12 protein-coding genes are annotated in these 12,623 nt (G+C 67.4%); 5 read left to right on the top strand and 7 right to left on the bottom strand.

What is annotated here, in order from left to right; genetic code table 11:
- Positions 1 to 7: 7 nt before the first annotated feature.
- From B0E54_RS00310 to B0E54_RS00300, 3 genes are read right to left on the bottom strand one after another with little or no spacing between them, the layout of a single operon-like run.
- Entirely contained in the window at positions 8 to 1,186 is a 1,179-nt protein-coding gene (locus B0E54_RS00310; RefSeq protein ID WP_234580956.1) for an SGNH/GDSL hydrolase family protein, read from the bottom strand.
- Between the two features lie 48 nt (positions 1,187 to 1,234).
- Complete coding sequence (locus B0E54_RS00305) at positions 1,235 to 1,837, bottom strand: response regulator transcription factor (RefSeq protein ID WP_234580954.1); 603 nt, start codon at positions 1,835 to 1,837, stop codon at positions 1,235 to 1,237.
- Positions 1,834 to 2,988: a sensor histidine kinase gene (locus B0E54_RS00300; protein ID WP_234580953.1), complete on the bottom strand. Its 1,155-nt coding sequence runs from the start codon at positions 2,986 to 2,988 to the stop codon at positions 1,834 to 1,836. The genes B0E54_RS00305 and B0E54_RS00300 overlap by 4 nt, the downstream gene beginning before the upstream one ends.
- A 107-nt stretch (positions 2,989 to 3,095) precedes the next feature.
- On the opposite strand from B0E54_RS00300, the gene B0E54_RS00295 reads away from it, so the two are divergent.
- From B0E54_RS00295 to B0E54_RS00280, 4 genes are all read left to right on the top strand, one after another.
- The gene (locus tag B0E54_RS00295; RefSeq protein WP_234580951.1) at positions 3,096 to 3,977 is read left to right on the top strand and encodes an ABC transporter ATP-binding protein; all 882 of its coding nucleotides are present in this window, start codon (positions 3,096 to 3,098) and stop codon (positions 3,975 to 3,977) included.
- A gap of 27 nt (positions 3,978 to 4,004) precedes the next feature.
- Positions 4,005 to 4,724 (top strand): ABC transporter permease, encoded by a 720-nt coding sequence (locus B0E54_RS00290; protein ID WP_234580950.1) that lies wholly within the window; start codon positions 4,005 to 4,007, stop codon positions 4,722 to 4,724.
- A 220-nt stretch (positions 4,725 to 4,944) separates the two neighbouring features.
- Positions 4,945 to 5,430 carry a hypothetical protein gene (locus tag B0E54_RS00285; protein WP_234580947.1) on the top strand — a complete coding sequence of 162 codons (486 nt, stop codon included), beginning with the start codon at positions 4,945 to 4,947 and terminating at the stop codon, positions 5,428 to 5,430.
- A gap of 651 nt (positions 5,431 to 6,081) precedes the next feature.
- Complete coding sequence (locus B0E54_RS00280) at positions 6,082 to 6,435, top strand: hypothetical protein (protein WP_234580946.1); 354 nt, start codon at positions 6,082 to 6,084, stop codon at positions 6,433 to 6,435.
- Here B0E54_RS00280 and B0E54_RS00275 read toward each other — a convergent pair.
- Positions 6,427 to 7,680: a CHAT domain-containing protein gene (locus B0E54_RS00275; protein ID WP_234580945.1), complete on the bottom strand. Its 1,254-nt coding sequence runs from the start codon at positions 7,678 to 7,680 to the stop codon at positions 6,427 to 6,429. The two genes, B0E54_RS00280 and B0E54_RS00275, sit on opposite strands and share 9 nt — an antisense overlap.
- A complete protein-coding gene (locus B0E54_RS00270; RefSeq protein WP_234580943.1) occupies positions 7,677 to 9,293 on the bottom strand; it encodes a DUF4407 domain-containing protein in 1,617 nt (538 codons plus the stop codon). Before B0E54_RS00270 ends, B0E54_RS00275 begins: the two co-directional genes overlap by 4 nt.
- A 615-nt stretch (positions 9,294 to 9,908) precedes the next feature.
- Here B0E54_RS00270 and B0E54_RS00265 point away from each other — a divergent pair.
- Positions 9,909 to 10,361 carry a hypothetical protein gene (locus B0E54_RS00265; RefSeq protein WP_234580942.1) on the top strand — a complete coding sequence of 151 codons (453 nt, stop codon included), beginning with the start codon at positions 9,909 to 9,911 and terminating at the stop codon, positions 10,359 to 10,361.
- Between the two features lie 360 nt (positions 10,362 to 10,721).
- On the opposite strand, the gene B0E54_RS00260 is transcribed toward B0E54_RS00265, so the two are convergent.
- Together B0E54_RS00260 and B0E54_RS00255 are read right to left on the bottom strand one after the other, a co-directional pair.
- Positions 10,722 to 11,354, bottom strand: coding sequence for a hypothetical protein (locus tag B0E54_RS00260; protein ID WP_234580940.1), 633 nt, complete (start codon positions 11,352 to 11,354; stop codon positions 10,722 to 10,724).
- A gap of 185 nt (positions 11,355 to 11,539) precedes the next feature.
- A complete protein-coding gene (locus B0E54_RS00255; RefSeq protein WP_234581253.1) occupies positions 11,540 to 12,169 on the bottom strand; it encodes a hypothetical protein in 630 nt (209 codons plus the stop codon).
- Between the last annotated feature and the right edge of the window lie 454 nt (positions 12,170 to 12,623).

The raw sequence follows: 12,623 nt of genomic DNA, 5'->3' as shown, positions 1-12,623 counted from the left end.
CATGCGCTCAAGAGCTACGGTCCGCGAAGGGACCGTCAGCGGTGAACGCCCGCTTGGCGAAGCGTTCGGCGATGCGCCGGTGGGTGGCGGTGTCCGGGTGGAGCTGGTCGGGCAGCGGCAGCTCGGCGAAGTCGGCCGCGCCGTAGAGATCGAGGCCGTCGAGGTGGTACAGGTTCGGGTCGCCGGCCGCCCGCTGGGCGGTGATGCGGGCCAGCTCGTCGCGGATGACACCGAGCGTGAGCTTTCCGCTCGCCCGCTCCGCCGGGTCCCCCGTGGCGCGGAACCGTACCTGCCCGGTGGCGAGGGCGACGAGGTCGAAGGCTCCCGGGCCGGGGGTGTCCTCGTGGATGGGACAGTAGATGGGCGAGACGACCAGCAGCGGCGTGGTGGGATGGCCCTCCCGGATCGTGTCGAGGAAGCCGTGCACGGCCGGGGTGAAGGCGCGCAGCCGCATCAGATCGGCGTTGACCAGGTTGATACCGATCTTCACGCTGATCAGGTCTGCCGGCGTGTCCCGCATCGTGCGAGCGGTGAACGGGTCGAGCAACGCGCTGCCGCCGAAGCCGAGATTGACCAGGTCGATGCCGCCCAGGGAGGCGGCGACGACGGGCCAGGTGGCGGTGGGGCTGGTGGCGTTGGAGCCCTGACTGATGGAGCTGCCGTGGTGCAGCCACACCCGGCGCTCCCCCACCGGTACGGGAGCCACCGGCGCGTCGGTGCGCAGGGCGACGAGTTCGGTGGTCTCGTTGTGCGGCAGCCAGATCTCGACGTCCTTCAACCGGTCCGGCAGACCGGTGAAGCGGATGGTGCCGGGTGGACCGGGCCGCCGCTCGGCGGTACCGCTGGCCATGTCGACGGTCACCGTGTCGCCACCGGTGACGCTGGCCTGGTCGGTCAGGTGGCCGTCGACGAGCAGGTCGTAGACGCCGACCGGACGCGACGGCAGACCGGTGTAGGTCTGCCGGGTGGGCAGCGCGTCCAGCTCGACCGCTGTCGCCCGGGTACGCAGGGCCAGCCGCACACCGGCGGGCTGAGCCTCCACCATGGCGAGCTGACCATCGGTGTACTGGGCGCGCGCCCAGGCGGGCAGCCGGTGCGGCAGCACCCCGCGGGCGGTGCGCTGCACGTCGAGCGCGCCGCGCAGGAGGTCCGTGCTGATCGGGGTGGTGATCCAGGTGGACGTCATGCTCTCATTCCATCGTTTCGGTGCGGAGTGGTTACGTGCGACCCTCGGCTACAGCCAGTCGTGTTCGCGGGCGTAGCGGGCCGCTTCGTGGCGGGTCCGGGTCTGGGTCTTGCGCATGGCGTTGGAGAGGTAGTTGCGGACGGTGCCCGGGGCGAGGTGGAGCCGGGCGGCGATGTCGGCGACCGAGTAGCCCTCGCCGGTGACCCGCAGCACGTCCGCCTCACGGTCGGTGAGGGGGCAGTCCTCGGTGACTGCCAGCGCCGACACGTCCGGGTCGATCCAGCGCTTGCCCGCGTGCAGGGTGGCGATGACGGAGGTGATGTGGGCCGGCTCGGCGGACTTGCTGACGAAGCCCTGCACACCGAGCTTCAACGCCTTGCGCAGCACGCCCGGGCGGGCGTGCCGGGTCAGCATGAGGATCACCTGTTCGGGTCGCACACGGCGGATCTCGGCGACCGCGCCGAGGCCGTCCACGCCCGGCATCTCCAGGTCGATGACCAGCACGTCGGGCTGGTGGCGCAGGGTGGCGGCGATCGCCGTCTGGCCGTCCTGCGCCTCGGCGAGGACGGTGATGTCCCCCTCCATCGGCAGCAGCGCGGCCAGGGCCGTACGCAGCAACGCCTCGTCGTCGGCGAGCACGATGGTGGTCATCGGCCGTCCTTCCCGGGAACCGTCAGAGCCGCGTCCGCCCGAGCCGGTGGGAAGACCGCCGCGGTCAGGAACCGCTCGCCGGTCTGTTCCACGGTCAGCTCACCTCCGTCGCCGGCCACCCGTTGCCGGAGCGCCGCCAGCCCGCGCAGCTCGGGGAGCGCGGTGGCGGTCGCGCCGTCGTTGACGATGGTGATGCCCGACGCGGCCAGCGTGATCTGCACCTGGGTGGCCTGTGCGTGCCGCAGGATGTTGGTGGTGGTCTCCCGCAGCACCTGACCGAGCAGTTCGCTGGCGCGGTCATCGATGTCGGCCTCGCGGGTCACCCGGACCCGGATGCCGGCGGCCTCGAACAGGTTCTTCGCGTTCTCGAGTTCCGCCGTGAGGTTGAGCCGCCGTTGGGCGTACGCGAGTTCCTTGGTCTGTGCGATCGTGTCGCTGACCAGCGCGTACGTCTCGCGCAGCTCCTTTTCCGCCCGCTCGGTGTCGCGCAGCAGCAGCCGCTGCGCCAGAGCGATCTTCAGCTTCACCACGTGCAGGGTGTGACCCTGGATGTCGTGCAGGTCGCTGGCGAACCGGACGCGTTCGCGGATCACCGCGAGTTCCGCTTCCCGCTCCCGGGTCTGTTCGAGTTCCCGGATGAGGTCGTAGAAGCGCTCCCCCACCACCGTGAAGACCGTCACGATGACGGTCAGGGCAGTCGGGACGAGGACGTAGGTGATCACAACGTGACCGATGTCGTCCCGCTGCACCAGCAGCCGCACCGCGCCGACGGCCGCGACGTAGGTGAACAGCCCGGCCATCACCAGCTTCCGGCGCCTCCGCACCTCACGCAGGGTGAGGGAGCCCACGGCGCAGAACCCCCAGTAGGCGTTGGGGCTGCCGGTCACCAGGACCCCCAGTGGCCACACCGCCCCCGCCACGACCAGGCACGGCAGCGCCACCCTCGCCAGGTCGTTGGCCGTCCACCGTTCGAAGGCCACCACGGCCGCCACGGCACCCGGTGCCAGGACGACGATGTGCCACCAGGTACGGGCGTCGGTGTAGAGCAGGACCACCGCGGCGAACACCACGGGCGGCAGTGACGTAACCAGGTTCAGCCGGCGCAGCCTTCCCTGCGTCGACTCGGTGAAGCGCGGTGATCTCGCGGTCACCACACCAGTATCGGGCAGCCAGAGGCCACGACCAGTGACACCGCGTCACATCCGCTGATGACATGGCGCCACTGACCGGCCGGCCGTCCCCGCGCTGTCATGGGTGCATGTCCACCACACCTGTCATCGAAGTCGACCGGCTGAACCTCACCTACGGTGACTTCCCCGCCGTGAAGGACCTCACCTTCGAGGTACGACCCGGGGAGCTCTACGCGCTGCTGGGCACCAACGGGGCGGGCAAGACCTCGACCCTGGAAGTCGTCGAGGGGCACCGGAGGCCAACCTCGGGCAGCGTACGGGTCTTCGGGCACAGCCCCGACGATCGGCGAGCCGTACGTCCCCGTATGGGCGTCATGCTCCAGGAGAGTGGTTTCTCCCCGGACCTCACCGTACGCGAGTCCGTCGGCCTGATCGGCCGGCTCACCCGGCGCACCGACGACGTCGACCGGGTGCTCGACCTGGTCGACCTCACCGGTCGAGCCGGCCGCAAGGTGTCCCAGCTCTCCGGCGGTGAGAAGCGGCGGCTGGACTTCGCCACGGCTGTCTACGGCACCCCGGAGCTGATCTTCCTCGACGAGCCGACCACCGGCCTGGACATCCAGTCCCGCGACGCCGTGTGGGCGACCGTGGACCGGCTGCGGGAGAACGGCGCCACCATCGTGCTCACCACGCACTACCTGGAGGAGGCGCAGCAGCGCGCGGACCGGATCGGGCTCATGCACGAGGGCACCCTCCACCGTGAGGGCACCGTCTCCGAGCTGACCCACACCCTCCCCGGCGTGATCCGCTTCTCCCTTGCCGCGCCGGTTCCACCGCTGCCGGTGCAGGCCGCCGTCGACGCCGACGGGAAGGTCACTGTCGAGTCCTTCGAGCTGCAGAAAGACCTGCACCTCCTGCTCGGCTGGGCGCGGGACCACGCCGTGGAGCTGCGGGACCTGGCGGCGGGACCGACCCGGCTCGACGACGTGTTCCGCGCCATCAACAACTGATCCGTGCCTTCCGACAGGAGCATCACCGTGTTGTCCATCGCGTCCAGCGAACTGATCCAGATCTTCCGCAACCGGCTGGTGCTGATCACCAGCCTCATCATCCCGGTCGCGGTCTGCGTGTTCTTCGTCCGCCAGCACGAGACGTACGCGGCCATCGGCAGCCTCGGCTACATCGCCGCGATCGTGCTGTTCACGGTGGCCGCGTTCGGTCTTTACGCCACCGCCGTCACCACCCTGGCCTCCCGGCGCCAGAACCTCTTCCTCAAGCGACTGCGCTCCACCGCCGAGAGTGACGCCGGAATCCTCGTCGGCCTGCTGCTGCCCGTACTCGTCCTCGCCGTGGTGCAGGTGACCGCGATCCTGGTCGCCCTGGCCGTGGTCGCCGGCGGACCGGACAACGTCGTCCTGCTGGTCGTGGCGGCCCTCGCGACCGTCGCCATGATGGTCGGCCTCGCGCTGGCCACGGCCGGGCTGACGAACTCCCCGGAACACGCCCAGGTCACCACCCTGCCCGTAACCCTCGGTGTGATCGCCATGGCCAGTTGGGTGGGCATCTCCGGCACCGAGAACCTCGCCTGGCTCAAGCGGCTGCTGCCCGGCGGGGCGGCCACCGAACTGACAATGAACGCCTGGAACGGCGGCGTCGCCGTTGCCGACTCCCTGCTTCTGCTCGCGCCCACGCTCGGCTGGGTCGTCATCGCCGTCGCCCTGGCCACCCGGCTCTTCCGCTGGGAGCCCCGCCGATGACCGCCAACGAATGAGAGCCACCATTGTGGAACGTGGCACCAGCCCAGCCGGCCCGCGCCCCGGTACACCCGTCCGCAGGCCGTTTCTCGCCAGGCGCCTCGCATCCAGCTCCAGAACTCCGGGCTCCGGGCTCCATGCTCGTCGGCGCATTAACTGGTCCCACCGGTTCGACCGGGGCTGGTAGCGTGCGCCGAACATGAAGATCACGGGGGAAACATCGATGAACAGAACTCGACTCGTCCTGACGGGCATGGCCGTCGCGGCGGCGATCGCGACGTCCGGCTGCGATCCGCAGCCCACATCTGAGGACACCGCGACCCCGCCGTCGCCGTCGGCCTCAAGCGCCGCCCCGACCGGTGCGGCCACCCCTACGGCCAGCACCGCGGCCATCGACGCGGCCACAGTGAAGGCCTGCACCGACATCAAGAAGGACATCAAGGACAACGCGGCTAAGATCACCAAGGCCGAGAAGATCGGCCCGCCAGCCGGGCACTTCGCGGTCAGCGCCCAGTGGGCCGCCGGCTCGGTAGCGATCCTGGCGCACTCGATGAGCGCCAACGAGGCAGTCACCGCCGCCTCCGAAAAAATTCAGGACGAGATGATGAGCCTGAGCGACGCGTACAACAAGTCCGCCGACGCCAAGCCCAGCAAGAAGGCCCTGGAAGCCGCCATCAAGGAGTTGGACACCGCCTGCTCGGCCGCCTGACCGGTTCGACCACGCAATCGGCGGTGACCCCCACCCGGATGGTCATCGCCGATTCGCGTGTCCGTGCAGCCTGCGGCACCTGGGCCAGTGGCCTCTGAGCAACCCACGGTCAGCCTGCCCGGCGCCCAGTGAGCTACCGCGAAGAACGGCCGGCTGTTCCCGGCAAGCCGCACATCCCTCCAGACACGTGGCTACTGCTGACGGAACCGATTCCGCTTGGCGGTGACGTCGAGTCGAACAGGACGCAACCTAGTAGCTGATCCGTGAGCTCCTGCAGGCTGGTCCGAGAACGGCATACACCTTGATGTCGACCAAGCAGCCACCGAGGGCGAGGCCTCCGACAGCATGCTGCCTCGCCGAGCAGCCCGCCGGCATGACCCCGCCGGAGGTCCCCGTCGCTCAGGCCGACGCAGGTGCCCGCCGTTTGGAGTTGGGCCGCAGCATCGACGCGATCGCCGCCGTGCTGTTCCGCATCCCGAGCTCCAAATTGCGGTGCGGTCAAGGATGGGTAGCTCAGATGACTCACGCAGCGCCAGTCACTGAGCTGATCTACATAGCCCGATGGCTTAGCATCGGCGCATGCCCCGTACAGTCGTACCTCCACCCCAGCTTCGCGGCAGCGCCACAGGGGTTGGCGGTGACTCATTCTCAGTGCGACTGGCCAAGTATGTACCGGCCGAAACGTTAGCGTTCTTCGTGCCGGTCACGGCGGGCATCGACGCGGGGCGCAACGGCCTCTTCGTGCTAGTGGTGGTAATCGGCTTGGTCGGGACGATTGGCTACCTGTGGCTCGCTGCACAGAAGCTGGACAGCGACGAACGTCCGCTGCCGCACTTCTACATCCTCGCCGGAGTGGCCTATCTCTGCTGGGCGGCCGGAACCAGCACTGACGTGGCCAAACTGGTGTCGATGGACCGAATCGCAGCCGGGGTGGTGCTGGGCGGTGCAGTGTTCCTGATCCCGATGTTGGACGCGGCTTTCACCCGGTTGCTTCAGTCACGCTAACCGGCGGTAAACGTCGGGACGAGCCGCCTCGACAGTGAGGTCTGCATCGCCATACAGGACGTAGAGCAGCCCCAAGGGGTTGCGGAAGTCGCATAGAAGGTCTCGTCGCGCCCAGACCACGGCCTCTCCCAGCGGGCGGCGGCGTTCCAACAGACGTCCGTAGAAGGCCGTGGCGAAGGCGCTCGCGACGCCGTCCGGGACGGTGGCCTCGGTGCCGATGAAAGCTCGATGCCCAGAACTGAGAAACCATCGCGGGAATGAGTTGGCGGTCAGGGGATTGGTGCGCGACGAGCCGCAGGCGTTCAGGATGATCACGGAGCGCTCCTGCGACTGGCCCGGGTACTCGGTACGCAACTTCCAGTGCGCCTCCTGCATCTGAGCCAACGACAATTCCCGGTTCCGACCCTTGCGGGTCGAGACGGTTAGCGTGTAGTCGTCGTCCAACTCGGTTGTGGTGTCGCAGTGGCAGGCGAAATGCTGTATCTGGGCTGGTTGCTGGGCCGTGGCACCGTCGAGCCGGGAGCCGTCGAAGAGAGAACGGGTCAACGTCGTCAGCACCGCAGCAGCGTCCTCGTCGATCGGCCACGGGCCCTCCACCTCGACACCGGGCATGGTCGCGAGCTCTCGGACCTCATCGCGGGTACTGGCAAGGCGCGCGTGCCGGATGAACTGCACCGGTAGCGCAGGATCGTTGCGCAGAACCCCGTCGGCGGGCATCCGAGCGGGGATGACCCGCTTGACCATCGTGCTGAAGCCGAGGAACCGGGACGCTGCGGAAACCAGGTCGTAGTAGGTGTTGATCGCGGGTAGCGGGCCATACTCAAAGACCGGCAGCAGTTCCAGCGGGAACGCGTCGTCGCGGCAGTGCATCTCGACCACCGGAATCAAATCGTCTGGGTCCGGCCAGGACGTTCTCTCCCATAGAACCCTGGCCTTGCGGAAAGCGGACGACAACTCCTCGATGCGCGACATGTCCCCTTGGGCGAGCACGTAGGTGAGCTGCCAGCCAGCTTGCGCCAAGATGGCGAAGGCGTCCCGCGCCTCGCTGGTGTCGAGGCGCAGCCGCCCATTCTGGGCGACAAGCCGGTCGAGGTAGACGCCGGCCTTCCGCCGGACCGCGTCGAGCGGACGCCGGTCGGGCAGTGGAAAGCGGACGTTCTCGCCGGTCACCGGAAAATCGAACACCACCTCAACGGAGCCAGTGTGCAACGCCCGGAGGGAGACAATCGCGATGACCGGGCTCAACGGCGTTCCAGGGCGGGTTGGGCCTCAACGGTCAGTTCGAGGTTCTGCACGGTGCGGCGTTCCTGACTAACCCGAATCCAGATCCAAGCCGGCGGGGCAGGCGGGGTGACATCGATGAACTCGAACCTGACGCGACCAGGGACGCCGTCGGCTCCGACCGTGATAGGCCGGCCGGATCGGCGGAACGAAGTCCGGTCGCTGTCCACCTCGACCACGAAATCCACCCGGGACTGGTCGATGCCGCCGCGCAGCGCCACCGGCTCGGCGACGGCACCCAGCTGATCGGAGGATATGGTCACCTCAAGCTCGAAGGTGGTGGTGGCGCTCAGGACGATGCGGCGCTCGACGGCGGAGAGCGCGACCGACTCTGGGCCGAGGACCTCGACGTCCACCCAGCCGTTATAGTTGACGACCGGCGGGCCCTTGAGCGCCTTCTCGATGCCGGCCCTGATGGAGTCCTGGAAACTATCGGGTAACTCGTCGCGTTCGTTGAGCCGGCTCTGCAAGTCCAGCTCAACGCGCAGTTTCTGGGTCACCGCCTCGGTACGTAGGGCCTGTCGGCGCTCGTCTTCGACGTTGGTCACCTCAAGCAGCTGGTCATAAGCGGTGCGTCCGCTGAGGGCTCGTAGCAGGACGGGGAGACAGTCAATCGTGATCACAAATAGCCTCAGCGCCCACTCGATGAGGCTGACGGTCGGGTTATCGTCGACCAGCCGGCCCAACGCGGCGTACTGCTCCAGTATGCTCGGTTGGCCGGACTGACTTTGACTCGTCTCCTGCAGCCGGCTCGCCTTCGCGGTGACGAGTCCCGCTTGGGCTCTGCGCTGCGCGATCGCGATTTCCTGTTCGAGTGCGACCAGGTCCGCCTGCCGATCGCTCAGTTCATTTCTGGCGGGCCCGACGGAACCGTGTTCGAGAGCGAGCTCCTGCGCCTGGAGATCCCTGCAGCGTGGACCTGCACCGGGCTTGGTTCCCAGGCATTCGTCCATGACTTGCGCATGCAGCTGGCTCAGTTGCTGCTGCTTCGTGTCGTAAGCCGACTGGAGCTGATTAACTTGGGCCCGCAGGCTCGCTCGCTGGAGGAGCAGAGCCTCTAGCGAGGCGCTGTCGGCGGGCAGACGGTAGGCCTCGCATCCGGCGGGAGCGCTGCCCGCACCCGGGACCGGGTTGCAAGCGTCGAAGCGGCTGCGCAGCTGGGACGCGTGCTGCTGGCGGTCAATCGTCACTTGTTCCTTGATTTCCGCGGCGAAGAGCGACAGCAGCAGCGACTCGGAGACGACGAGGCCAATCGCAAGGGCTAGGAGCAGGCGCGGGATGAGCTTTAAGATGCCGATGCCGCGCCAGGTGTCGGAAATCAGCCAGCGGTCGATGCTCAGCACAAAGAGGCCCCACACCGGGACCACCACGAACATCAGTGGGTGGGTTCCACCGAACACCGCGTGCAGGGCGACCGCCATGGTCAGCATTGCCATCACGGTCGTGCCGACCACGACGCCGCCCAGAGAGGTGAACCGGGCCCGCTCGGACGGCAGCGACATCAGCAGTTCTTCGCGGCCGCCGGCGGCGAGCCGGAGAAGAAAGCCGAGTCCCTTGGGCCGAGATCCTCGAGTCACGAGGGGGACCATAGCGACGTCGCTGACTGTTCGGAACGGGACGATCAGGTAAGGCACCTGGCGCAGCGCCCGTCAGGCGCTCATCCGATCAGCGAGGGTTCCGCTAGGTCGCTGGTACCGCTGGTTTCGCGTTAACAAACAAAATCCGCGACACTGACACCGCTGCCAACCGAAGGGCCGGTCGGACGTTCCACCGACTGGGCATCACCACCGCAAGCGACTTGCGGGTCCACTGTCGCCAGCGGCTGGGGGACGGGCGTGTCGTCCTGTCAGGACCGAGATCTTGCTTGACGAACGTAAGGTTTGCCCGGTAGCTCGGCGGCTTGTATCGGGAGCCGGAAATCCACCGCCTGCTCCGCACCATCCGGCCTGGTCAGTGCGTCGTGGTCGACAACAGCCACGTCGAGCCCGGCCTCACGAGCGGCGACCGCCTCCGCCCTGAAGTGCTCGTCGGGACGGCGCGGTCGCAGTGGATCCGCAGGAACCAGCAGCATCACGCCCGTATCGTGCCCGACCCCGCCGGGAACCTCCATGCCATATTCCCACCGCATGGCGATACCCGGAAAGCGGCAGGTGGGGATACCGGCTTGGCGGCAGCTGGTGGAGGATACGGGCGTGAGTGAGGATCTCCTTCGTGTCGTGCCGACCGTGCCGGCGTGGGTGCCGGCGCAGGACGCCGCGGATACTGCGGTCGAGGTCGTCTCGGCGATGTGTCCGGGCGCGGGAGAGCTGGTCGCCCGTCAGTACGCCGACGTTACGTTCATTGACCAGGGCGCCAACTTCGAGGCAGTCGGCTGCCCGGCCTGCAAGGCTCCGCTGAATGCCGACTGGTGGCAGGAGCGCATGGATGATGCCTATGCCACTCGCTTCGCGACATTGGAAACCGTGACACCGTGCTGCGGCGCAACGGTCTCGCTCAACGACCTGGACTACCACTGGCCGGCCGCGTTTGCGCGATTCGAACTACTGGTTCGCGATCCAGGCCGCAGCTGGTTGTCGCCCGACGAGGCAGCGCAAGTATCGGCCGCGCTCGGCATTACCGTTCGCCAGGTCTTCAGTCACTACTGACGACGCACAACAGCGATGCCTCCCGTCTGGCGGCTTCGCTGTGGAGACACGGCTGCGATACAGGACGATGCCTTGAGTGCCCATCGTCGGCCTGCTGAGAGCCGGAGTGACTACGCCGCGGCCACAGATCCTTACCGCCATGGCCTGCGCAGACTCCCCCGCCAGGCCGCATGGAGCGTTGTCGACTGCTGTGCAGAACCGCGAAGTTCAAGGCCGTTCAGGGCACCCTGTTGCTTTCGATCTGCTCCCCCGATCCGCGGTTCTCGCCGACCCCTGCAGCGCATGACCGTCGGAGGCCGAGACCAATTGGGGGACTGCAACTCAGTCTGGCCGCGCCGCTGGCGGCCGGGCCAGTAGAGCTCAGTCGATGGTGCCTTCGATCTTGTTGGTCAGGTCGAGGATGTCAGGGACGGCGTCCAGGACGGTGACCTCGACCAAGGCGCCATCGCGGCCATACCGGCGGCGGTACTCGTCGTAGGGGTAGTCGGCGATCGGCAGCCAGGATCGGTGTCCTCGCAGCGGGTGGTTCTTCTGGGTTACCGCCCCGGAGTTGAGCCGGCAGAGTTCGATTTGTGGGCCGTATCGCTCGACGAGAGCGCGGGTGTCGACGTACAGGACGACTTGATCCTCCGTGCGGTACGCCTTCGCTCGACGTAGCCGGTCCAGTCGCTCGGCGCTGGCCCAGAAGAAGACCCGAGAGTTGATGGCCGCGAGGTACTCGGTCAGCGAGGAGTGTGGATCAATCTTCTCCGCGACGAATTTCATCGGCTTCTGATCCCGGATCACGGCGGGCGCCAAGCCGGGGGCACGCAGAACGGTGGACTGCCTGCGAGGTGCGCTCAAGAGGCGATCACGCTCGCCAGCGTCGAGGCCGAACAGATCGATCAGTCGCTGCGTGGACAGCAGGCCGTGCCGTTGGACCGATGGCCAAGCGGTTGCCGACATCGTGTGGAAGACCTGCGGATGGCGCACGATCAGTTCCTCGACGTCCATGCCAGCCATGATGCCGGACGTGCACGATCATGGGCCATCAGCGATCCGATCGACTTCCTCTCATCACCTGGATGAGCGGCGGTCTACAGCGCGGGCGGCCCTCAGCGCTACGCCTACTCTCGCCGAGACAACAGCTACCCGTAGCGATCGGCTCGCGCCAGATGGACCGCCGGCGAGCGTACGGCTCAGACCAGGTCGCGCCAGAACTCGACGCTCGCCTTCGGCTCCCACGGGGTCTCGCCTGGGCCCACGCGACCGAACTCCCGGTCGATGTAGTCGGCCAGATCCAACCCGTAGTAGATGATGTCGGTCTGCCACATTGACAGCACCGGGTGGCCGAAGGCACCCGGCTCACCAGGGAGATACCGGTGCCCGTACAGAGGCACCATCTTCGGGACCTGCGCCAGCATGCGGGTCGCTGTCGCCAATGCCGATGCGGTGCCGCTTGAGCGTGGACCCCAGCCGTCGTACCAGAAGCCGTTGTTCTCGACGTCGAACAGCACACCTTCGCTGGGCCAGGCCAGCAGACTGCGCAGCTGGTCACGGTCCCCGTTCCGCCAGTCGGGCCACGGTTGCGGGTGTGTGTGGATCACGTCCGGCTCGCGTGGCTCGGCGCGGGTGTTCACGGGCAGTCCCGCAGCCAGAAAGGCCCGGTGGTCGGCGGCAAACCGGAACCCGAGTTCTTGCTCGATCGAATCAAGTTCCGAGTCGGTGAGGCCGGGGTCGACCGCACACACGGATCTGAGCCGTAGCCGGCGCATCGCTTCCTGACCGAGACGGCGGCCATCGTCACCCTGTTGATCGAGCTCTGCCACCACGACGCGAGACTCTACTCGGTCAACGTGTTGCCGATCTTCGCCTTCGCCATCGCACCGAAGCCATCAGGTCGGCACGACTTGGCGTATGACCGACCGCACCTCGTCGACGGGCATGGCACCCCATCAGCGCCGACCAGGACGCGATCGCGCCGGACCCATTTCGGCCGGGCCAGCGATATCCGTGCAGCAAGGGCAGGGCAGCACCGTTTCAGAGTCTGACGTCAGATAGAGCTCGACTCCCCGAGAGGAGAGGTCTGCTTCTTCGGCAGGTAGCTTCCCAGTGCAGTACTAGTAGAGCCAGGTGGCGGCAGGCGCTCGGCGTACTTCTCGTTGAGCGGATACCCGTGCTCGTCCAACTCGAGGACGTTAGCGAAGACGGCGAAGCAGATCTCCATCTGCCGCTGCTCACCCGCTCACCGGGTCGGTGGGAGCGCTGCCCCAGTGGTTCGCC

Origin of the sequence: Micromonospora sp. MH99, from assembly GCF_021442385.1 — a bacterium.
Lineage (GTDB): Bacteria > Actinomycetota > Actinomycetes > Mycobacteriales > Micromonosporaceae > Micromonospora.
This window is presented reverse-complemented; position numbering and strand designations above follow the sequence as displayed.